This window comes from Streptomyces sp. JNUCC 64 (assembly GCF_054484115.1).
In genome coordinates, this window is the sequence record NZ_CM137015.1 from 653,297 (window position 1) to 674,915 (window position 21,619).

A 21,619-nucleotide genomic window follows, 5' to 3' on the forward strand; every position below is an offset into this window, starting at 1 on the left:
CTATGACACCCGGCGCTGGCGCTTCTCCTCCGAGCGCAGTTCCTCGGCGAGCAGACGCCACGCCTCGGCGTACCCGTCCGCCAGTTTGGTGATCTTCTCCATACAGTGGGGAGGCGCGTGGTCGGTGAGCCAGGTCCGGTCCTCCGCGATGAGTCCGCAGATCCCGAAGAGGCGGAGCATGTTGCGGCCCGACGCGCTCAGCCGGAGGGAGGGGTCACGGTGCAGCGAGTGGACGATGCCCCGGAGCGCGGCCGGGGAGAAGACCTCGGTGGGGGGACCGGCCAGGCTCCCGGGGTGGGAAGGGAAGCCGTCGTGCTCCTCCGAGGTCGGTGGGGGCGGCTCCGGCGCGGATCCCGGCAGCGGCCGCAACCGGGCGGGGACGGGATCCTCACCTCGGCGCATCCGGTCGCGCACGTCGGCCACGGTCGCGGGGGCGATACCCGCTTCCTTCGCCACCTGGCGCAGCGAGGCGTGCGGATTGAGCCGGATCAGTTCGCTGGCCCGCTCGCGGCCGCTGGCGGCGTTGACCGGCCGGGCCCGCCCGTCCCTGCCGACGCGGAACCGGACCGTCCGGCTCTCCGCGACGTCTTGGCGGACCTGCGCGACCTTGACGGGCGACAGCCCCACCACGGCGGCGACGGCACGGTCCGACCACTCCGGGCGGTCGGTGAGGACGCGGACGGCGGCCGCCGCCCGGTCGTCCGGTGACAGCGGTCTGCCCTGGGCCACGTTCAGCGCGATGGCGAGGTGGGCCGCGTCCTGTTCGCTGCCCTCGAAGAACCTGACGGCGACGCGGTGGTGCCCCCGCAGCCGGGCGGCGCGGAGCCGGTGAACCCCGTCCACCACGTTCATGGTCGGTCCATGGACGAGGATCGGGGGGAGGTCCGCCTCCGACAGGGCGAGTTGGCGGGCGTACTCCTCGTCCTCGCCGGTCAGTCGCGGCATGTACGTCACGGAAATCCGTTCGAGGGGAACGAGGCTGACCGGTAGGTCGCGCAGTCCCCGGTCCCGAAGCTCTATCAGGTAATCCGAGCCTTCGTCGGACCGATCTGCGGACTTCGTCATCTCAATCACAGCGCATTCAACCTTTGGCTCTGCCTGGATGGTCACCTTGCATGGAGCTCAAGATCAGAGAAGCAACCGCTTGGGTTTCCGCCGTTCAACGCGGGTTCGCGAGTGGCGATTACCGTGTCAACCCAGGGGATCGACGACCCCGGACCTGACACGGAAAACTGACCTATGCGGCGCGATCGAGGTTCTGGCGTATTACCGCCAATAACTTCCCGCCTGCTTGCGCACGGGCGTACCGAGACCTTCCGGTACGCTTCGAAGACATCGACAACCAAAGCCCCCGTTCATGTTCTTCCGTGTTCCTTCATCGTCATTCGGCATACGCCGGGTCTCGGCGGCGGGAACGCGGCGAGACGACTGACACCAGCTTCGCAAGCATGGTCAGGGCTGTCGAACAACACCGGTTTCCCCTGCTCACACCCTTCGCACACCTGCGTTTCCATCGACTTCTGGGCCAGCCCGGCCAACAACGCACGGGCAGGTCATGACTCGTTCTGTTGGCGATCAAGAGTATGCCCAACTTTCCCAGCACCGTCACGATGCCGGGATGAATTCCCTCTCCGCTCAACTGCCCCCGGGCGACCGGCCAGGGAGGGTTCCCCCTCGAAGTCACTTCCAATCATCCCGGCCAAACACTTGCCCGAGAAGCACATGGAACGTACGCGCCCCATCCTGCCCGTATGACATGGAACCCGAGCACGGCCTGCCTGCGGAGGCCGCGAAAGAAGGCCGCACACAAGCGAATTCCCGCCCCGCCGACATCGACCGGAATCACGGTTCGACGCCAGCGGGAATCAGCGGCACGCATAGGGGCGTGCAACCAGCGCCTCTTGCGCACGCCCCACCGGTCGGGTACATGTTAATGAGTTCACCTGCGGAAGTGCCCATGACCGCGACTACAGCCAGGGAATGCATCGGAGGAAACTCCGGACCCCACGCGGAAATGCGGCGGAGAACGCGAACAGGAACGGAAGCGTCCCGGCGGCACGGAGACGGCGGGCGGCGCCCGCCGCCCGGCCTCCCCGCCGCGTGGCCCGCGCCACCGGGGCCCCCACCACGATCAGCATGCGAGGAGCGATGCCGGTGAGCCCGAACTCACGGGTGGCGGTACACGACGGACACCTCTCGGTCGGCTCGGACACGGCCGGAACACGCGTCTTCTTCTTCCCGCACGCCGGGGGCTCGGCCCTGTCGCTCCTGCCCCTCGCGTCCGGGCTCCCCCCACGCGCCGAGGGCCTGCTGTTCGACCTGCCGGGCCGGGGCACGCGCGAGGACGAACCGCGCACCGCCTCCTTCGAGGAGGCCCGCGCCTCCCTCGCCCGGTACGTGGCGCCCCTCCTGGACCGCCCCTCGGTGTTCTTCGGGCACAGCCTGGGGGGACTGCTGTGCGACGCCGTGCTGCGCGTGCTGACGCCCGGACGGCGGGCCTGGGTGAGGAAGGTGATCGTGTCGAGTGCCATCTCCCCCGGCCGGGCCGCCGCCGAAGCCGCCGCGCTGCCGTCACCCGCGCCCCGGCGGAGCCGCGAGAAACTGACCGCCCTGCTGACCGGTTACGGCGGCACCCCCTCCGAGGTCCTCTCCACCCCGGAGCTCCTGGACGACGTGATCACGGTCTTCGGCGACGACCTGCTCCTGCTGGACTCCTACCGCCCCGACCCCGCCGACCCACCGCCCGGACCGGAGTACGAGTTCTGGGCCGGACGGGAGGATCCCTTCACCGCGCCCGACGAACCGGAGGTGTGGGCCCGGTCGACCGGCCGACCGGTACCGGAACGCCCCTTCCCCGGCGGGCACTTCTACCTCACCGAACGGCCCGAGGCCCGGGTCGCGCTGCGCCATCTGATGGCCGGTCCGCTCCCGCATCCCGCTCCCCCACACGGCCAGGAGGCCCGGACGTGACGCAGCCGACGACAACGATCATGGGACTCCTCGCCCGCGGACACATCGACCGCGAAACCGCCCGGGACCTCGTCGCCGCGCTCGGCGCCCCGGGCCGGAGCGCCGAGCGGTCGGGACACGTCGCGATCACCGGCGTGGCGGCGCAGCTCCCCGGCGCCCCCACGTACGCGCGGTTCTGGGACGTCCTCATGGCCGGGGAGGACCGCGTGGAGAGCGCGCCGCCACGGCGGCGTCAGCTGTGCGCACCCGTGGCCCCGGATCCGGGGACGGAACCGGAGTTCCTCACCGCCGCCTGGCTGGAGGACGTGGACCGGTTCGACGCCCGGTTCTTCGGGGTCACCCCGGCCGACGCCCGGGCCATGGACCCACAGCAACGACGCTTCCTCCAGACCGCCTACCACTGTCTGGAGGACGCCGGACAGACCGGCCGGGTCCGCGGGACCCGGGCCGGGGTCTACGTCTCCGCCGCCGCGGGCGACTACTCCGGCGACGTGGTGGAGATGACGCCGTCCGCCGTACCCGGAGTGGTCCCCTCCTTCGCGGCGTCCCGGCTGTCCTTCCTCCTCGACCTGCACGGCCCGGCCTTCGTCTCCAGCGCGACCTGCGCCTCCTCCCTCGTCGTGCTCCACGAGGCGCTCCTCGGGCTGCGCAACGGCGACTGCGACACCGCCCTCGTCGGCGGCGTCAACCTCTTCCCGCTCCCGATCGCCTCGGCGAACCGTCCGATGGACGCCGCGGGCATCACCTCAGACGACCACCGCTGCCGTCCGTTCGACCAGAACGGAACGGGTATCGGCCGGGGCGAGGGCGTGGTGGCCGTGTTCCTCAAACCGCTGGAGCGGGCCCTGCTCGACGGTGACCGGGTCCGGGCGGTGATCCGCGCCTCGGCCCTCAACAACGACGGGGCGTCGGCCATGTTGACCGCCCCCAACCCCACGGCCCACACCGAGCTCCTCCTCGACGCCTGGCGGCGCGCCGGGATCACCCCGGAGGCTCTCGCGTACCTGGAGACGCACGGGACGGGCACCTCGCTCGGCGATCCCATCGAGGTGCGAGGGATCACCGACGCGGTACGGAGCCACACCGACCGGCGCCAGTTCATCGCCGCCGGATCCGTCAAGGGCAACATCGGACACCTCGTCGACGGGGTCGCCGGGCTCTCCGGCCTGGTGAAGGCCCTGCTGGTGCTGGAGCACGGCATGGTGCCGCCGACCGTCAACCTCCGGGAGCCCAACCGCCACATCGACTTCCTGGACTCCCCGCTGTTCGTACCGACCGGCCCGTGGGACCTGCGCCCGGGCCGGGACGGGGCCCGTCCGCTGCTCGCCGGGGTCAGCTGCTTCGGGTTCAACGGCACCAACGCCCATGTCGTGCTGGAGGAGGCGCCCCACCGGGAGACGTCCGCCGCCGCGCAGGGGAGCCCCGCGCACCACCCCCTGGTCCTCCCCCTCTCGGCGCGGACGCCCACCGCGCTGCGCGCGCTGCTCGCCGCGCACGCCCGGACCGGGGGCGACGCCCCGCTCCACGAGACCGCCTTCAGCCTGTGGCACGACCGCGAGCACCACCGGGGCCCCCGGGTGGCGGTCCTCGCGCGGGACCCCGCCCAGTTCGCCGAGACCTGCCGGACGCTGGCCGCCACCGATCCCGAGAGCTGGCGGGACGTGCCACGGGTCCGCTCCGTCCCCGGGGCACCCGCCGACGGCCTCCCTCCCGAGGAGACGACGGCACAGCGGTACGTCGACGGGGCGGACGGGGCGGACGTCCCCTGGCGGCGCTTCTTCGCCGACGGTCCGCGTCCCCGTCCAGCCGACCTCCCGCCGTACCCCTTCGACGAGGAGTCGTTCTGGTTCCACGAGGGGCCGGACGAGCGCCGGCCGCGCCCTTCGGGCGACGCCCTCGCCACCCTGCTCGGGGTGGTCGCCGACGCCCTCGGGTACGAGGAGGTGGCGGAGGGCGACTCGTTCGTCGGGCTGGGCGGTTCCTCGCTGTCGGCACTGCGGATCCAGGCCGTCCTCTCACGTGACCACGCCTGGCGCCTCGACGTGAGCGACCTGCTGGGCGCCGAGGACTTCGGGGAACTCGCCGCACTCGTCGACTCGTCCCACCGGCGCACGCCCTCCGGAGAGTGACTCGGGCGGTCCCGGACGCCCGCCCGGTCCGGCCCGCCCGCCGGTAACTGCCAGGCCGCTCCCGCCCGGGAACACGACCGGCGCCGGCCCGCACCGCTCAGCGACCCGTTCCCCTCCGCGACCCCCAGAGGACACCCATGCCGAACCCCGTCCCCACGGCGGCCCTCGCCCATCCGTTGACCAGCGCCCAGGAACGTCTCTTCTTCCTGCACCAGCTGGACACGGGCGCGGCCATGTACGTCTTCCCCGTGCACCTGGAACTGCGGGGCCCCGTGGACGCCGACGCCCTCCGCGGGGCGCTCGCGGACATCGTGGAGCGCCATGAGGTGCTGCGCTCCGTCATCGAGGTGCGCGACCAGCGTCCCGTCCAGATCGTCCGGGAGCAGGGGCCGGAGCTGCGCCGGCTGGACCTGCGGGGGCTACCGGCGGCCGAACGCGACCACCGGGTGGCCGAGGCCGTCGAACGGGAGGCGAACGCCCCCTTCGACTTCGCCGACTCCCTGATGCGCGCTCTGCTGGTGCGGCGGGGCGAGGAGGACTTCCTCCTCCTGCTCGGCTTCCACCACATCGTCTTCGACGGATGGTCGTGCGCGGTGCTCCTCCGGGAGCTGACCGAGGGCTACCGACGCCACCGGAACGGCTCGCGGACACCGGTCGAACGCCTCGCCGTCCCGTACGGCGCGTACGCGGCCATGGAGGCGCGCACCGCCGACCCGGCCGCGCTGCGGGCCGGGCGGGACTTCTGGAAGGACACCCTGACCCCGACGCCCCGGAACCTCTCCCTGGTCACCGACCGCCCCCGGCCCCCGGCCCTGAGCGGGCGCGCCCACCGGGTCTGGACCCATCTGGACGCGGCGCTGACCGCGGCGCTGGAGCGCCGCTCCCGCGCGTCGCGGGCGACCCCGTACATGCTGCTCCTGAGCGCCTACCAGGTGGTGCTGGCACGTCTGGGCGGACAGGCCGACTTCTGCGTGGGCGGGGCGGCGTCCGGGCGGCACGACCCCGTGACGCACCCCATGATCGGTTCCCTGGTCAACGAACTCGTGTACCGGTCCGACTACGAGCCAGGGATCACCTTCACCGAGTTGGTGTCACGGGTGCGCCGCCGGGCCCTGGGCGTCTACCGGCACGACCGGCTGCCGTTCGAGCGGGTCGTGGAACTCGTGACGCCCACCCGGAGCCTCTCCCACCACCCCCTCTTCCAGCACGCGGTGTCCCTCCAGCCGCCGGGCCCCGACTTCACGGCCGAGGGCGTCGAAGTACGGACCCTCGACTCCGGCGCCGAGGGCAGCGCGCTCGACGTCACCACCTCGTTCCACCAGGAGGGCGACCGGCTCGCCTGCGTCGTGGACTTCTCCGCCGACCTGTGGGACGCGCCGTGGGGGGAGGGCTTCGCACAGGACTTGATCGCGGTCCTGCGGGCCCTGGCGGATGATCCGGACCGACCGGTCGACGCCGTCCCGCTGACCAGCCCCGTCCGCTCCCCCGCCGCCGTTCCCGGAACCGCCGGGCCGGAACGTCCCGCGCTCCCCCCGCACGCGCCGACCGGGGAGTGGGACCGGGCCGTGACCACCCTGCTCGCCATCTGGCGGGAAACCCTCGGGCTGGACGCGCTCACCCCGGACCAGAACTTCTTCGACATCGGCGGGGACTCCCTGCTGGGACTGCGGGTGGTGGCAGCCGCCCGGCAGGCGGGCTATCCCATGCGGCCCCGTCACATGTTCCTGGGACAGACCGTGGCCGACCTCGCGGCGCTGCTGACCGCCGGCTCCCCCCTCGCGCCCGGCACGAGCGCCTCCTCCACGACGGCCCAGGACGACCGGATGGCAGGACCGGTGCCGCTGCTGCCCGTCCAGTCGTGGTTCCTGACGGGGCCCGACCCCGGGGCGGGCCACTACAACTACAGCAATCTCTTCGACATCGCCCCCGGCGTCGACGACGAGCGGCTGGGCGCGGCCGTCGACGCGGCGCTCGCCCACCACGACGCCTTCCGCCTCCGCTTCACCCGGTCGCCCTCGGGCGAATGGACCCAATCCTACGGCGAGGCGCCCAAGGGCGACGCGATGCGGCGCTTCGACTTCTCGCACCTGGCACCGGGCCGGGCGCGGGCCGCCCTCGACCGCGCCGTGCGCACCTGCCAGTCGGCCATCGCCCTCGACAGCGGCGGGCCCCTGGTCGTCTGTGCCGCGTTCACCCTGCCCGGCGGCGAGCGCACCCTCCTCCTGACGGCCCACCACCTCGTCATGGAGCCCGCCTCCATGAGCATCCTCGTCGACGACATCACCACGGCGTGCGGGCAGCTCGACCGCGGCGAGGAGATCGTCCTCCTTCCCCAGCCCTCGACCTACCGCGACTGGGGGGAGGCCCTGCGGGACTTCGCCGCCTCCCCCGAGGTGCTCGGCCAACGCGAGTACTGGCGCCGGGTCACCGCGACGGCGGCGTCCGCGCTCCGGGTCGACCACCCCGACGGCCGCAACGACGTCGCCTCGCAGCGCACCCTGGCGGATTCCCTGGACGAGACGACCACCCGCGCCCTGCGTTCCCGGGTCACCGCGTCGACCGGGGCGTCGCTGACCGCGGTGGTACTCGCCGGGGCAGCCGCCGGACTGCGGCCCGTGACGGACCCCGGCCCCCTGCTGATCGACTTCGAGACACACGGCCGTGAGGACGTCGTCGACTCGGTCGACCTCTCCCGGACGATCGGCTGGTTCGCCTCGCTGTTCCCCCTGGCGCTGCCCGCACCGGGGCGAAGCGCGCGCCACGAACTCGACGACGCCCGGCGCGCCCTGCGCGACGTTCCCACCGGAGGTCTGGGCCACGGGCTGCTCGCCTTCGTCTCGGACGAACCGCTGCCCCGGCACCGCAACCCGGTGGGGGTGACGTACCTGGGCTCGGTCGGGGGCGGCGAACGGAACGGCGGCGTCCTGCGGTTCGCGGGGTTCCCCGAACACGACCGGGCGCCGCACCGCACCCGCCCGCACGAGCTGGAGATCGGCGCGATGCTCTCGGACGGACGGCTGTCGTTCTCCGTCACCTACAGCGCGAACCGGTATCCGGACGACCGGATCAGGGAACTGCTCGCCGCGATGCGGTCCTACTTCGAGCGGCTCGCCGACGAGACCGACGCGTACGAGGAGGCCGCGCGATGACCCGGGCGGAGCGGGCCCTGGCATGGGCCGCCCTCCTGGAGTCCCACCCCCGGGTCTCCTCGGCCCGGCCGCTGCCGGGGCCGGGGGACAGGATCGCGGTGGTACCCGCGGTCGGGGCGGACGAGACGGTCGACGGCTGGTCGTACCTGTTCGAGGACCTGTACGGAACGCCGGTGGCGTCCGGCCGGGGATCCGGCTCCGAGGACCCCGATCCACGGCTCGTCGGCTGGATCGACGGCCTCACCGGGGCGGAGGTCCCCGGAGAACAGATGCGGGAGTGGGTGGGGGCGACCGTGGACCGCGTGCGGGCGCTGCGCCCCCGCACCGTCCTGGAGATCGGCGCCGGGACCGGACTGGTGATGGACGGGCTGCTGCGCGGCGGCGGCCCCGGCACGTACGTGGCCACCGATCTCGCGCGGGCCTCCCTCGACGCGCTGCGGGGCATCGCCGACCGGGCCGGACCCGGTACCCGGGTGGAGGTCCACCAGCACGCCGCGCACGAGGACCTACCGGTCCCGCCCGGCCCCGGTTACGACACCGTGGTCCTGAACTCGGTCGTCCAGTACTTCCCGGGCACGGCCTATCTGGAGGACGTGGTCTCCCGGGCCGTCGCGGTGACGGCCCCCGGGGGACACGTCTTCCTGGGCGACCTCCGCGACGCGACGACGCTCCCCCACTACTACCGCGCGCGGCAGGAGGACGGAACGGTCGCGTTCGACCTCGAACGACACCAACGGCGGGACTTCGAACTGAGTCTGTCGCCGGATCACGTCGGGCGGTTCGCGGAGGTCCTCGACCGGGTCACGGCCGTCGAGGTGGCCCCCCGCCGGGGGATCTTCCGCAACGAGATGAGCGTCTACCGGTTCGACGCCGTGCTGCACGTCGGCTGCCCGCCCCCGGAGCGGCCTCCCCGGGGGACCGGTCCGGGCGGCCCCCTGGCGGCGGTCGCCCGGCATCTCACGGAGGGGGGCGGGCCCGCGGTGTGGCGGGGCGTACGCAACGCGCGGCTGGGGCCCGCCGAGGGCTGCGCGGACCCGGAGTCGCTGTGGGGTCTGGGCACCCGGCGCGGGTGGCGGGTGCGGGTCGGCTGCGAACCGGGGCGCGGAACGGCCTCGTTGGAGGTGTGGGCCGCCCCCGTCGGCACCGCCGACGACCACTTCCGGCTCTCCCTCCCCCACCGGGGAGGCACCGTGACGGCACATCAGCCCCCGCTGCCGCCCGGCCGGGCGTGGCCGCTGGTGGAGGCCCTGAGAAGGCATGTGCGCGAAGCGTCGGAGGGAGCGGCACCGCCCGGCGGCCCGCTCCCGGACATCCAACTCGTCTGTGACACCGGTGCCACCGGACAGGAATGAGAGGGCCGCTGATGAACGAGCACGTCGACATCGCCACCGACGCACTCCCCCGGATGGTGCGCCGGGCCTGGCGAACGGCGCTGGAGCACGAGGACTTCGCCCCCGACTCCGACTTCTTCGCCGTCGGCGGCAACTCCTACCTGGTCGCCCTCGTCATGACGGACCTCTCGCGCCAGGTGGGGGTGCGGCTGCCGCTACGGCTGTTCTTCGACGCCCCCACGGTCCACGGGGTGGAGCGGGCCGTGGCGGGCTTCCTGACGGACGGCTCCCGATGAGGTACCCCCGTGCCGGGTGGAACGCGACCGCCGCCCCGTTCCCGGAGCACGCCACCGTCGTCGACCTGCTCCGGGAGGCGGTCCGGCGATCCCCGGACGCGGACGCGGTGGGGGACGCCGCCGGGACGGTGTTCACCTACCGGGAGCTGGACGCCTGGTCGGACCGGCTCGCCCGGCTCCTGACAGCCCGGGGCGTGGGGCCGGGCGAGCACGTGGCGTTGTACAGCGAGCGGGATTCCTGGGCCGTGGTCTCCCTGGTGGCCGTTCTGAAGACCGGGGCCGCGTACGTACCCCTCGACCCGGACTGGCCCCCGGCGAGGACGGAACGGCTGCTCGACCGGCTCGGGGTCGCGTACCTGGTGGCCGGTGCCGGCCGGCAACGGGCCGCGCAACGGCTCGCGGCCTCCGTGCCCTCCGTCCGGGGCGTCGTGTGCCCCGGACGTCCGGACCGGTACTCCGCCGGGGACGCCTGCGGGGAGACGGCACTCGCGGCCCTGTTCGACCATGTCGTCGAGGCCCCGGACCGGCTCCTCGCCGCCGGTTTCAACACCCGGGGCACGACCGCCTACACGGTCGCCGGTCTGGAGGCGTACCGGCGGCGCATCGCCCGGCTGTTCGCCGCCGGCGACGGCACCGGTGCCGCGGAGCGCCCGTCGGTGCTGGAGATCGGGTGCGGCTCCGGGGAACTCGTCGGGGAGCTGGCGGGGGACGCGGGCCGGTACGTGGCCCTGGACGTCTCGCCGTCGTCGGTGAAAGGGGTGCTGGAGCGCCACGGCGGACGGTACCCGGAGCTGGAGGGCGTCGTCGGCCCCGCCCACCGGGCGGGCGAGTTGGTGACCGGCCCGTTCGACGTGGTGGTGATGTCGAGCGTGGTCCAGTTCTTCCCCGACGTCGAGTACCTGTACGAGGTGCTGGAGGCCGCCGTCGGTCTGCTCCGCCCCGGGGGACGGATCCTGCTCGGCGACCTGGTCGACCCCGAACGGGACGACCACCCGGGTCTCGCCCTGCCCCGCGGGGCGTTCCGCCGCATCGGGGAGGTGCTTCCGTCCGTGGCCCGCGTAACGGTCCACGAGCGGGGCGGAGCCGGTCTCGAAGGCGCGCTGGCCGACCGGTTCGACGCCGAACTGGTCCTCGGGCCCGGCCCGGCGCTCCCCCGGCGGCGCACGTTCTGGTCGGGACCGGACGTCCGGGAGCGGCCCGCGACCCCGCCGGAGGCGGAGGTGTCCCCCGGCTCGGTGGCCTACGTGATCTTCACCTCGGGTTCGACCGGCGTCCCCAAGGGCGTGGTGGTACGGCACCGCCCGGTGGTCAACCTCATCACCTGGCTCCGACGCGCGTACGGGGTGGGGCCCCGCGACCGGGTTCTGTCGGTGGCCTCCTTCTGCTTCGACCTGTCGGTGTTCGACGTGTTCGGCACCCTCGCGGCAGGAGGGTACGTGCGCGTGGCGGGCGAGGAGGAGCTGAGCGAGCCGGACGTCCTGCTGGACATCCTGGTCAGGGAGGACATCACGGTGTGGAACTCCGCGCCCGCGATGCTGGGGATGGCGACGCCCTATCTTCCGCTCCGCCGGGACCTCGGCGGGGCGGCGCTGCGCCTGGTGCTGCTGAGCGGGGACTGGATCCCGCTGACGATGCCCGGCGAGATCAGGGCGGCGTTCCCCGCGGCGGACGTGGTCGCCCTGGGCGGAGCGACCGAGTGCACCGTGTGGTCGAACCACTTCCTGGCCAACGACGTCGATCCGGCCCGGCCGAGCGTGCCCTACGGAGTACCGATGGACAACGCGCGCTACTACGTCCTGGACGAGCGCCTGGCCGTCTGTCCCGTGGGGGTGGCGGGCGATCTGTACATCGGCGGAGTGTGCGTGGCCGACGGCTACGCCGGGGACCCGTCGCTGACCGCGACCAGATTCCTGCCCGACCCGTGGGCGCCGACGCCGGGCGCCCCGATGTACCGGACCGGAGACCGCGCCCGGTGGGGGGAGGACGGGGTTCTGGAGTTCCTCGGCCGGACGGACGACCAGGTCAAGGTCCGGGGTCACCGCATCGAGCTGGGGGAGGTCCGCGGTGTGCTGACCAGGTGCGAGGGGGTACGGGCGGCGGTGGTGCTGGCCGTGCCGGGACCGGGCGGCAGCCGCCTCGCCGCGTTCTACCTCGCCGACGGTCTCGTCCGGGACGAACTGCTGGCGTTCGCCCGGCGGTGGCTGCCCCGCCACATGGTTCCCGACCACGTGGTCGAGGTGCCGTCGTTCCCGGTGAACCGGGTGGGGAAGGTGGACCGCGCGGCCCTGACCGCGCTGGTCACGACGGAACGGGGACGACCGTGACGGAGACACGGACCAGCCCGTGGCTGGTGGAGATGACGAGCGGGGCGCCCGCGCCGCGGGACGAGGTGTTCTACGCGGTCCCCCACGCGGGCGCGGGCGCGGCAGCGGTCCGTGACCTGTGCCGAGCCGTGGGGCGCTTCGCGCTTCCCGTCGCGGTGCGGCTGCCGGGGCGGGAGGCCCGGCTGCACGAGGAGCCCCTCCGGGACGTGCACGCGCTCGCCGAAGCCGCGGCGGAGGCGGTCGTCCACCACTCCGGGGGCCGCCCGGTCACCCTCTACGGGCACTGCTCCGGGGCCATCCTGGCGTTCGAGATGGCCCGGCGGCTGCGCGACCACCCCGTCCGTACGCTGTTCCTGTCCGCGCACGAGCCGCCCGACCGCGTCCCCCGGAACGGTGTTCACACGTACCCGCTCGGTCCCTTCGTCCGGCGGGTCGCCGCCGACGGTTACGTACCGGACTTCGTCCTCGACGACGAGGAGTTGCTCGGTCTGCTGGTGCCGGCCCTGCGGGCGGACTACGCGGCGATCGAAACCTACCGGCCCGCTGAGGACGGCACCACCAGGGTGCGTGCCCCGGTGGTCGGCATCCTCGGCGTCTCGGACGGGGCGGTGTCCGGAGAGGACTTCGCGGCCTGGTCCGCGTTCACCGACGGGGGATTCGCGCTGTGCCGTCTGCCGGGCGGTCACAACCTCCTCCTCGACCGCGCCGACGACGTCGCCGGTGTCATCGCCTCCCGGTCGGGCTGGAACTGATCCCTGTGCCGGGCCGACCGTCAGGCACGGGCCACGACCGAAAGGTGATGCCTTGTACGACACGATCGTGGTCGGTGCCCGCTGCGCGGGAGCGGCCACCGCGATGCTGGTGGCCGAGTCCGGGCACCGGGTGCTGCTGGTGGACCGGTCGGGGTTCCCCTCGGACACGTTGTCCACGCTGTACATCCATCCGCCGGGGGTGTCCCGGCTGCGGGACTGGGGGGTCCTGGACCCGCTGCTGGAGACCGGCTGCCCCCCGCTGCGGACCATGACGCACACCATCGACCGGGTCTCGGTGTCCGGTCCGGTCCCCGCGTACGAGGGGGTGGACTTCGCCGTCGCCCCGCGCCGTCATGTGCTCGACCGTCTGCTGGTCGAGGCGGCCCGGGCCGCGGGGGCCGAGTTCAGACCCCGGACGAGACTGCTGGACGTCGTCCGCCGGGACGGGCGGGTGACCGGTGCGGTGCTGGGCGGCCCTGACGGGACGGTCGTCCGGGAGAGTGCCCGTGTCGTCGTCGGGGCCGACGGGATGCGCTCGACGCTCGCCACGCTCTGCGCCGCCCGCACCACGGTCGAGGACCCACGCCGCACCTGCGTCTACTACTCGGGGTGGCGCCTGGCGGGGGAGCATGTGCGACTCGTCGAGTCCACCGGCCGCTACCTCGGGGTCATACCGACGCACGAGGGCGTCACCCTCCTGTCCACCTTCGTCCCCCAGGCGGAGTTCGCGCGGGTGCGCAGGGATCCCCTCGGGCACCATTTGGAGGTCGTCAGGGCCCTGGCGCCCGATCTCCACGAGGAGGTGCGGAACAGGGAGCCGGTGCTGCGGCTGCGGGGGACGGGCGACCAGCGGAACTTCTTCCGCGAGGCGACCGGTCCCGGCTGGGCCCTGGTGGGGGACGCCGGACACCACAAGGACAGCATCACGGCCCGGGGAATCACCGACGCCTTCCTCCAGGCGGAGTCGCTCGGCCGGGCACTCGCCGGGCGGTGCGGCACGGACGGGCTGGTGGACACGGCGCTGGCCGAGTTCGCGAGCCTGCGGGACGGAGTGCTCATGGAGTCCTACGCGTCCACGCTGGCCACGGCGGACCTCCGGGTGACCGATGACAGGCTGGCGATGCACCGGAGGATCCGGGACTCCCCCGCGCTGACCCGGGTCTATCTGGGGGTCCTGGGCGGAACCCGGTCGGCCGAGGAGTTGCTGACCACCGCACCGGGCGGCCACTGAGGCCCGTCCGCCCGGGCCGGGGCCCTCCGTCACGGGCACGACCGCCGGGGCGCTGCCGTGCTTCATCGGGCGTTCGCGGGGGCGCCCGGCCCGGCGCGGGCCGCACCGGGCCGTGAAGCCGCCCTGGTCAGGCTCGCGCGCCGAAGTTCCGGGCGGTCGAGCTGACGCTGTGGCGGATCGCCCTGGCGTCTCTCTCCTCATGGCGTGCGCTCAGAGCCAGACGCCGGAGGCCGACCGTACGTCCGGCACGCCGGAGCCCCGGCACGGACCCCGATCCCGTGCGGTACGCCACGGCGCGGCGGAATCCGGCACCGCCCCGCCTGGCGCCGCGTGGGGGAGCGGCGGCCCGGTACGGCCGCGTCACACCGGGTAGAACCGGTGCCAGCGGTCGCGGGCCACCGGGAGGGTGAACGGGAGGCCGAGCTTCTCCCGCAGGGTGCCGGGGGCGTACTCGCGCTTGTGGACGCCACGGGCCTGGAGGATCGGCACCACCGTGTCCACGAAGTCGGCGAGGCCGGACAGGAGGGGGACCGCGAGGGTGACGCCGTCGTGGGCCCCGGAGGCGAAGTCGGACGTGATCCGGTCGGCTATCTGTTCGGGAGTGCCCACCACCATGCTCGGGGAGCCGAGGGTGGGCGCGTCCTCGGGGGCGAGGTCCAGGAGTTCCCGCTGGAAGGCCCGGGCCTCGGCCTCGGTGCTCTTGACGAAGGGCACCAGGTTGGGCACGACCCTGAGCGCGTCGGCCGCGCGGCCCGCCGTGACGGCCCGGTCCGAGAGGTCCTCGCGGTAGGCGCGGCCCTCCTCCGGGCCGGTGTAGGCCGCGTAGACCAGGTCGGCGTAGGAGCCCGCGAGTTCGCGTCCGGCGGGTGAGGGTCCGGCCTGGCAGATCAGCGGCACCGCCTGCGGGGAGCGGGGCGTGCCGAGCGGTCCGTCGACCCGTATGTACTCACCGGCGAAGTTGATGGCGTGGATCTTCCCGGGGTCCACCGGGGTGGGCAGCGACCGGTCGGCGGTGATCGCGTCCGGCTCCCACGAGTGCCACAGCTGGAGGCAGGCGTCGATGAACTCCCGGGCCCTGCCGTAGCGGATCTCCCGGTTCTCGGCGTCGTCGAGGCCGTGGTTGCGGGCCTCCTGCACGGACGCGGAGGTGACGACGTTCCAGCCCGCCCGGCCCCGTGAGAGGTGGTCGAGGGTGGCGAGCTGACGGGCCGCCGCGTAGGGCGTCCAGTAGCTGGTGCCGAGGGTGGCGATCAGGCCGATGTGCTCGGTGTGGGCGGCGACGGCGGTCAGGAGCTGGACGGGGTCGAGGTTGAAGAAGAGCGCCGCGTCGGGGGTGTGGAACTGGGCGCGGTGGTCGACGACGAAGAGGGCGTCGAACCGTCCCGCCTCGGCGAGCCGTGCCTGTTCCAGGTGGAAGTCGAGATCGTTGACACGAGTGACGTCCATGGCGGGGTGACGCCATGCCTCCCAGGGGTAGCCCTGGGAGGTGAGCACGTAGTTGAGCACCAGTTGACGCTGCATCAGGCGGTCGCCTTTCTGAGTTCTCCGGACAGCCGCGCGGCTCCCGACGCCGCCTCCACCACCACCCCGGAGGGGTGCGATAAGGCTTACCTAACCTCAATCTTGAGTCTTCCAGGCGACTTGATGTCAAATGGGCGCATGAGCGATCCCCCGCGTGTCTCGATCGGCCGGGCGGCAGCCCTCTACGGCCTCGCCCCGTCGACCCTGCGGTGGTGGGAGGCCCAGGGCGTGCTGGACGAGCCGCCGAGGGTCAACGGACGGCGGGCCTACGGGGAGACCGAACTCCGTCGCATCGGCCTCGCCTACTTGTGCTGCGTGGTGGGGGCGATGCCGCTCGACCAGGTGTCCGCCGTGACCTCGGGCGGCCGGAACCGGCAGTGGCAGAGCGCGGTGAAGGACCAGGTCAGGCTGACCGAGGAGAAGATCCGGCGGTTGCAGAGCGCCCACGCCTATCTGCTGCACCTGTTGCGGTGTCCCGACGACGACATCGTCGGACAGTGTCCGGACCTCGACGGCGAACTGGTCGACCACACACCGCGCGGGCTCGTCGCGGCGTCCGGCCTCGTCGCCGCGGCGCAGTCGATCCCCCGGCGGGCGGCGGGCCGTCGGGGGCCGCGTGACGAAAGGAGGCGCCCCGGTGACGAAAAGACCGTGGCCTCGCGTCGCTGCGCCGTCTGCGCGGGTCCCGTCCTCCAGCCCGCGCGGGGCCGTCGCCGCAGGTACTGTTCGCGCGCCTGCCAACAGCGGCGGTACCGGCGGGAGCGGCAGGCGGACCCTCGTCCGCCGGAGTGAGGGCGGCACCGGGCCGGTGCCGCCCTCACTCCGGTCAGCCGGGTGGCCGACCGGGTCCCGTGGTCCCGGTGCGGGGCCGCAGCCGGTCGCCGACCGCGGCCACCACGGCCTGCCACGCGTCGTCGACGAAGAAGTGGTCCCCGGGGAAGGCGACCAGTTCGAACCCGCCGGTGGTGTGCTGACGCCACTCGGCGAGTTCCGGCAGCCCGGCGTCCTGGTCCTGTTCACCGCCCAGCGCGGTGACGGGGCAGGTCAACGGCTCTCCCCCGGTGAACGCGTAGGTCTCCGACGCGGTGAAGTCGGCCCGCAGCACGGGCAGCAGCAGCGCGCGGAACCCGGGGTCGGTCAGGGCCCGCAGGGCGCGTGACCGTTCGCTGAGCCTCGCCAGGAACTCCGCGTCCGGGAGGTGGCGCAGGGCCTCCTCGCGCATCGGCAGATGCGGCGCCCGGTGGCCGGACACCAGCAACCGCACCGGCTGGACGCCGTGTTCGGCCACCAGCATCCGGGCGCACTCGAAGGCGATCAGGGCCCCTAGGCTGTGTCCGAACAGGGCGATCGGCCGGTCCGCCAGCTTCGCCAGCCTGGTGCGGACGTCGTCCAGCAGCGCGTCCCAGCGGTGTTCGGGCCGTTCGCCGATCCGCTCGCCGTGGCCGGGCAGTTGCATGGGATGGACCTCGACGCCCTCGCCCAGCGGACGCCGCCAGCGGACGTACGTCTGGGCGTTGCCACCGGCGTAGGAGAAACAGAGCAGCCGCACCCGGTCAGTCACCCGGCTTCCCCCCGATCATGATCGAGGCGATGGTGCGGAGCAGGACGTTGGACGTGCCCTCGTAGATCTTCCCCGCCTTGGCGTCCCGGTAGAGCCGCTCCACCGGATAGGCGTCGGTGAACCCGTTGCCGCCCAGTGTCTCCACGGCCACCGAGGCCGCCCGTTCCGCGACCCGGGAGGCGGTGTGCTTCGCCATGGCGGCGTACCGGATCCGCTCGACCGGATCGGAGTCCCGCTGGAAGAGGCCGACCGTCTCGTACAGCAGCGCCCGCGCCGCCGCCAGCTGGCTGGCCACGTCCGCCAGCGGGAACTGGACGCCCTGGTAGTCGGCGATGCGGTTGCCGAACTGCTCGCGGGACCGGCTGTAGCCGACCGCCGCGTCCAGCGCCCCCTGGGCGAGACCGGTCATCTGGGCGGCGATGCCGAGCCGTCCCAGGTCCAGTCCGCCCATCGCCACCGTCTGGCCGCCGCCGGGCGGACCGACGAGCTGGGCGGCGCGGACCGGGGTCCCGTCGAAGACCACGTCCGAGGTGGCCGCCGCCCGCACCCCCATCTGCTCCACCCGGTGCTCCAGGGACACCCCGGGGGCGTCGGCGGGCACCAGGAACGCGGTGGGCCCGCCGTCCTCCAGGAGCGCGAAGACCAGCAGCAGATCGGCGTTGCGCGCGTTGCTGGTCCACCGCTTGCGGCCGTGGAGCACGTACCCGCCGCCGTCGCGCCGGGCGACGGTGCTCAGGGCGAACGCGTCGCTGCCCGCCCGTTCCTCGGAGAGCGCGAAGGCCCCGATCCTCCCGGTGGCCAGCAGCGGGAGGTACGTCCTGCGCTGGTCGCCCGTCGCGTGCCGCAGCAGCGTTCCCGCGACGAGCACGTTGTGGACGTGGACGCCGACGGCGACCCCGGGGTCCACCCGGGACACCTCCTCGATGGCGAGGACCAGCTGGCACAGCGTGCCGCCGGTGCCGCCGTAGCCGCGCGGGATCTCCACCGACATCAGACCGGCCGAGAACAGCCGCTCGCGCAGCGTCGCGTCGAGGGTGGCCGTCCGGTCCATCGTGGTGGAGAGGGGGGCGATCTCCTTCTCGGCGAACCGCCGCACCCGCTCCCGCCACTCCTGGTTCTCCGGGCTGTCGTGGCGGTCCTCCGGAACGGTCCGTCCGGACGGTGCCGTGCTCATCGGGCCTCCCGGGCCGGTACCGGTCCCACGGCCTCCAGCGCGACGGCCAGCGCGGCCACCGTGCGGGCGGCCAGCAGCTCGCCGAGGGCCAGGTCGAGCCCGTACTCGCCGCGCAGCCGGGCGGTCAGCCTCATGGCGCCGATCGAGTGCAGGCCCAGCTCGCCCAGGACGTCGTCCGCGCCCACCTCCGGCACCTCCAGCACCTCGGACAGCAGCCGGACGACCAGGTGTTCGGCGTCGGTCCTCGGGGCGGTGGAGCGGCCGGTGGCCACCTCGTCCGGGGCGGGCAGGGCCGCGAGGTCCACCTTGCCGCCGGGGGTGGTGGGGATCCGGTCGACCCAGTACACCGCGACCGGCACCATGTGCTCGGGCAGCCGGGCGCGCAGGAAGTCCCGCACCGGTTCGGCGGGCCGGGGCGCGTCGGCGAGCGCCGGGTCCGGGTCCTCGGGGACGACGTAGCCGACGAGCCGCTTCCGCTCCCCGGTGCCGTGCACGGCCACCGCCGCCGACCGGGTGCCGGGCGTCTCCCGCAGCACCGCCTCGACCTCGCCCGGTTCGACCCGGAACCCCCGCACCTTGACCTGTGCGTCCGCGCGCCCCAGGAACCGGTACTCGCCCCCGGCCGTGGCTGTGGCGAGGTCACCGGTGCGGTAGAGGGGCACCGTCCCGCAGGACGCGTCGTCCGAGGGGGCGGTGCCGAAGCGCCGCGCGGTGAGCTCGTCCCGGGCGTGGTACCCCGAGGCGACCGCGTGTCCGGCGACGCACAGCTGACCGGTGGCGCCCACCGGTACCGGGCGGTCGTGCTCGTCGAGCAGGTGCACCCGCTGGTTGGGCAGCGCGCGGCCGATCGGGACCGGCTGGTCGGTGGCCACGTCCTCCGGGCGCACCCGGTGGTACGTGGACACCACGGTGGCCTCGGTCACCCCGTAGAGGTTGTACAGCTCGACCTCCCGCTCCCCGAACGCGGCGAACCACGGCCGCAGTACGGCGGGGTCCAGCCGGTCGCCGCCGAGGAACACCTTCCGCAGGGTGGTGTCCCGGGCCAGCTCGGGCACCAGGTGTTCGAACAGCGAGGGGGTCTCGCTGAGCACCGTCACCCGTTCCCCGTCGATCAGCCGGGCCAGGGCGCGCGGATCGCGTGCGGTCTCCCGGTCCACCACGACCAGCGGGGCGCCGTTGCCCAGCGCTCCCCAGATCTCCCACACCGAGTAGTCGAAGGCGAAGGAGTGGGCGAAGGTCCAGACGTCCTCCGGGGTGAAGCCGAAGGTCTCGCGGCCCGCCGCCAGCAGGCTCTGGACGTTGCGGTGGGTGACCGGCACGCCCTTCGGCCGTCCGGTCGAGCCCGAGGTGTAGAGCAGGTACGCCACCGCGTCGGGGTCGGTGGCCGTGGGCGGCCCGCCGTCGGCCGGGTGCCCGGCCGCCTCCGCGAGGGTGAGCACCCGCGCGTCGCCCGTGGCGAACTCCCCGTCCGGCGAACCGTCGGTGAGCACCACCTCCGCGCCGGAGTCGGCCAGGACCTCGGCCAGCCTGCTCGGCGGGTACTCGGGGTCCAGCGGGACGTAGGCGGCCCCGGCCTTGAAGACGCCGATCATCGCGGCCACCAGATCGGCGGACCGGGGCAGGCACAGGCCCACCCGCGTCACCCCGGGACACCGCGCCGAGAGCGCGGCGGCGACCCGGTCGGAGTACTCGTCCAGCTCCCGGTAGGTGAGGGTCCGCTCCCCGTACCGCACGGCGACCGCGTCGGGCCGGGCGGCCGCGTGCCGCCGGAACGTCTCGTGCAGACAGGCGTCCACCGGCTCGACGAGCGGATCGCCTGCGGACCGGGGGGCGCTGAGGAAGGACAGCTCCCCCAGGGTCGCGTCCGGGCGTTCGACGATCTGCGTCAGCACCGAGACGACCTCGTCGGCGAAGCGCTCGGCGACGTCGTCGGCCACCTTGCGGCGGTCGTGGACGATCCGCAGCGGCATCTCGGCCCCCGGCATGATCACCATGGTGATCGGGAAGTGCGGCCGTCCGTCGTAGGCCAGTCCGGTCATCTCCGCACCGACGTCGGCCAGGTCGAAGTCCGGCATCGGGACGTTCTCGTAGGAGACGCTGCTCTGGAGGACCGGGACGGTGGTGTCCGTGCCGAGCACCGACTGCATCTCGGGCAGCGACACGGCGCTGTGCTGGCTCGCCTCCACGACGTGCTTGCCGAACTCCCGCAGCCAGGAGCGCAGTCCCGCCGAGGGGTCCAGCCTCCGGCGCAGCGGAAGCGTGGCGATCATCGGTCCCAGGATGTCCGTGGAGCCGACCAGGTCGGGCGGCCGGTGCGCCATGGTGATCCCGCAGGCGAGGTCGGTGCGGCCGAGGAAGCGGCCCAGCACGATGAACCAGGCGCCCTGGGCGAGGGTGGCGAGCGTCAGCTGTTCCGCGCGGGCCAGCGCGGTCAGCCGGGGGGCCAGATCGGTGAGCAGCCGCTCGACGTGGGCGTGGACGGAGCGGCCCGCGGGCACCTCGGTGCCTCCCAGGTGGACCTGTTCGACGGGCCGGTAGTCCGCGAGTTCCGCGCGCCAGAACTCCTGTGCCTCCTTGCTGTCCCGGTCGCGCCACCAGGACAGGTAGTCGCGGTACGGCCGCCCGGGGGAGACGGTCGGCTCACCGCCCCGGCACAGCAGCCGGTAGTGGTCGATGAAGTCCTGGATGGCGAGGGTGAACGACCATCCGTCCATCAGCAGGTGCGAGAACCGCCAGGAGAACGTCCACCGTCCGGCGGCGCGCCGGATCAGCGTGCTGCGCATCAGCGGGACGTCGGCCAGGTCGAACCCGGCCGCCCGTTCGGCGGCGAGGGAGGTCTCCAGCCGGTCCTCCTGCTCCCGGTCGTCGAGGTCGCGCCAGTCCAGGGTCTCCAGGGGGAGCACGGCCTTCCCGTGGACGACCTGCATCACGGTGCCGTCCTTGCGCCAGTGGAAGGAGGTGCGCAGGATCGGGTGCCGGTCGACGACCAGTTGCCAGGCCCGCTCGAAGTGCTCGGGACGCATCGTCCCGGAGAACTCCAGCCTCAGCTGTTCCACGTAGACGCCCAGGCCGGGCTGGGCGAGCTGCTCGTAGAGCAGGCCCTGCTGGATCGGCGCTAGTTCGTAGATGTCCGCGATGTCGCGGACGGGTCGCTGGGTGGGTGCGTTGTCATTCATCTCTG

At 73.3% G+C, this 21,619-nt stretch carries 14 protein-coding genes; 9 read left to right on the forward strand and 5 right to left on the reverse strand.

Annotation, left to right across the window (positions count from 1 at the left end):
- Nucleotides 1-945, reverse strand: coding sequence for a ParB/RepB/Spo0J family partition protein (locus tag ACVWNX_RS02550; protein ID WP_454412201.1), 945 nt, complete (start codon nucleotides 943-945; stop codon nucleotides 1-3).
- Between the two features lie 1,209 nt (nucleotides 946-2,154).
- Here ACVWNX_RS02550 and ACVWNX_RS02555 point away from each other — a divergent pair.
- From ACVWNX_RS02555 to ACVWNX_RS02590, 8 genes are all read left to right on the forward strand, one after another.
- Nucleotides 2,155-2,970 carry a thioesterase II family protein gene (locus tag ACVWNX_RS02555; protein ID WP_454412202.1) on the forward strand — a complete coding sequence of 272 codons (816 nt, stop codon included), beginning with the start codon at nucleotides 2,155-2,157 and terminating at the stop codon, nucleotides 2,968-2,970.
- Nucleotides 2,967-5,099 carry a beta-ketoacyl synthase N-terminal-like domain-containing protein gene (locus tag ACVWNX_RS02560; protein ID WP_454412203.1) on the forward strand — a complete coding sequence of 711 codons (2,133 nt, stop codon included), beginning with the start codon at nucleotides 2,967-2,969 and terminating at the stop codon, nucleotides 5,097-5,099. Before ACVWNX_RS02555 ends, ACVWNX_RS02560 begins: the two co-directional genes overlap by 4 nt.
- 137 nt (nucleotides 5,100-5,236) lie before the next feature.
- Complete coding sequence (locus ACVWNX_RS02565; RefSeq protein WP_454412204.1) at nucleotides 5,237-8,248, forward strand: condensation domain-containing protein; 3,012 nt, start codon at nucleotides 5,237-5,239, stop codon at nucleotides 8,246-8,248.
- Nucleotides 8,245-9,600: a class I SAM-dependent methyltransferase gene (locus ACVWNX_RS02570; protein WP_454412205.1), complete on the forward strand. Its 1,356-nt coding sequence runs from the start codon at nucleotides 8,245-8,247 to the stop codon at nucleotides 9,598-9,600. The genes ACVWNX_RS02565 and ACVWNX_RS02570 overlap by 4 nt, the downstream gene beginning before the upstream one ends.
- Before the next feature lie 11 nt (nucleotides 9,601-9,611).
- Complete coding sequence (locus tag ACVWNX_RS02575) at nucleotides 9,612-9,875, forward strand: phosphopantetheine-binding protein (RefSeq protein ID WP_454412206.1); 264 nt, start codon at nucleotides 9,612-9,614, stop codon at nucleotides 9,873-9,875.
- Nucleotides 9,872-12,199, forward strand: a complete 2,328-nt coding sequence (locus ACVWNX_RS02580) for an amino acid adenylation domain-containing protein (protein WP_454412207.1) — start codon at nucleotides 9,872-9,874, stop codon at nucleotides 12,197-12,199. The genes ACVWNX_RS02575 and ACVWNX_RS02580 overlap by 4 nt, the downstream gene beginning before the upstream one ends.
- Complete coding sequence (locus tag ACVWNX_RS02585; RefSeq protein WP_454412208.1) at nucleotides 12,196-12,951, forward strand: thioesterase II family protein; 756 nt, start codon at nucleotides 12,196-12,198, stop codon at nucleotides 12,949-12,951. The genes ACVWNX_RS02580 and ACVWNX_RS02585 overlap by 4 nt, the downstream gene beginning before the upstream one ends.
- 52 nt (nucleotides 12,952-13,003) lie before the next feature.
- Nucleotides 13,004-14,182: an NAD(P)/FAD-dependent oxidoreductase gene (locus ACVWNX_RS02590; protein ID WP_454412209.1), complete on the forward strand. Its 1,179-nt coding sequence runs from the start codon at nucleotides 13,004-13,006 to the stop codon at nucleotides 14,180-14,182.
- Between the two features lie 360 nt (nucleotides 14,183-14,542).
- On the opposite strand, the gene ACVWNX_RS02595 is transcribed toward ACVWNX_RS02590, so the two are convergent.
- Entirely contained in the window at nucleotides 14,543-15,703 is a 1,161-nt protein-coding gene (locus ACVWNX_RS02595) for an NtaA/DmoA family FMN-dependent monooxygenase (RefSeq protein WP_454412210.1), read from the reverse strand.
- 138 nt (nucleotides 15,704-15,841) lie between these two features.
- Here ACVWNX_RS02595 and ACVWNX_RS02600 point away from each other — a divergent pair, with 138 nt between their 5' ends.
- Nucleotides 15,842-16,495 carry a helix-turn-helix domain-containing protein gene (locus tag ACVWNX_RS02600; RefSeq protein ID WP_454412211.1) on the forward strand — a complete coding sequence of 218 codons (654 nt, stop codon included), beginning with the start codon at nucleotides 15,842-15,844 and terminating at the stop codon, nucleotides 16,493-16,495.
- 34 nt (nucleotides 16,496-16,529) lie between these two features.
- On the opposite strand, the gene ACVWNX_RS02605 is transcribed toward ACVWNX_RS02600, so the two are convergent.
- From ACVWNX_RS02605 to ACVWNX_RS02615, 3 genes are read right to left on the reverse strand one after another with little or no spacing between them, the layout of a single operon-like run.
- Nucleotides 16,530-17,264, reverse strand: a complete 735-nt coding sequence (locus tag ACVWNX_RS02605; RefSeq protein ID WP_454412212.1) for a thioesterase II family protein — start codon at nucleotides 17,262-17,264, stop codon at nucleotides 16,530-16,532.
- On the reverse strand, nucleotides 17,257-18,438 hold the full coding sequence (locus tag ACVWNX_RS02610; protein ID WP_454412213.1) for an acyl-CoA dehydrogenase family protein: 1,182 nt from the start codon (nucleotides 18,436-18,438) through the stop codon (nucleotides 17,257-17,259). Before ACVWNX_RS02610 ends, ACVWNX_RS02605 begins: the two co-directional genes overlap by 8 nt.
- Nucleotides 18,435-21,614 (reverse strand): non-ribosomal peptide synthetase, encoded by a 3,180-nt coding sequence (locus ACVWNX_RS02615; protein ID WP_454412214.1) that lies wholly within the window; start codon nucleotides 21,612-21,614, stop codon nucleotides 18,435-18,437. Before ACVWNX_RS02615 ends, ACVWNX_RS02610 begins: the two co-directional genes overlap by 4 nt.
- Nucleotides 21,615-21,619: the final 5 nt, after the last annotated feature.

Excerpts from the sequence above, each read along its gene's own strand:
- ACVWNX_RS02550 (WP_454412201.1), bottom strand. The coding sequence starts at position 945 with ATGCCGCGACTGACCGGCGAGGACGAGGAGTACGCCCGCCAACTCGCC.
- ACVWNX_RS02565 (WP_454412204.1), top strand. The coding sequence starts at position 5,237 with ATGCCGAACCCCGTCCCCACGGCGGCCCTCGCCCATCCGTTGACCAGC.
- ACVWNX_RS02570 (WP_454412205.1), top strand. The coding sequence starts at position 8,245 with ATGACCCGGGCGGAGCGGGCCCTGGCATGGGCCGCCCTCCTGGAGTCC.
- ACVWNX_RS02575 (WP_454412206.1), top strand. The coding sequence starts at position 9,612 with ATGAACGAGCACGTCGACATCGCCACCGACGCACTCCCCCGGATGGTG.
- ACVWNX_RS02580 (WP_454412207.1), top strand. The coding sequence starts at position 9,872 with ATGAGGTACCCCCGTGCCGGGTGGAACGCGACCGCCGCCCCGTTCCCG.
- ACVWNX_RS02595 (WP_454412210.1), bottom strand. The coding sequence starts at position 15,703 with ATGCAGCGTCAACTGGTGCTCAACTACGTGCTCACCTCCCAGGGCTAC.
- ACVWNX_RS02600 (WP_454412211.1), top strand. The coding sequence starts at position 15,842 with ATGAGCGATCCCCCGCGTGTCTCGATCGGCCGGGCGGCAGCCCTCTAC.
- ACVWNX_RS02610 (WP_454412213.1), bottom strand. The coding sequence starts at position 18,438 with ATGAGCACGGCACCGTCCGGACGGACCGTTCCGGAGGACCGCCACGAC.
- ACVWNX_RS02615 (WP_454412214.1), bottom strand. The coding sequence starts at position 21,614 with ATGAATGACAACGCACCCACCCAGCGACCCGTCCGCGACATCGCGGAC.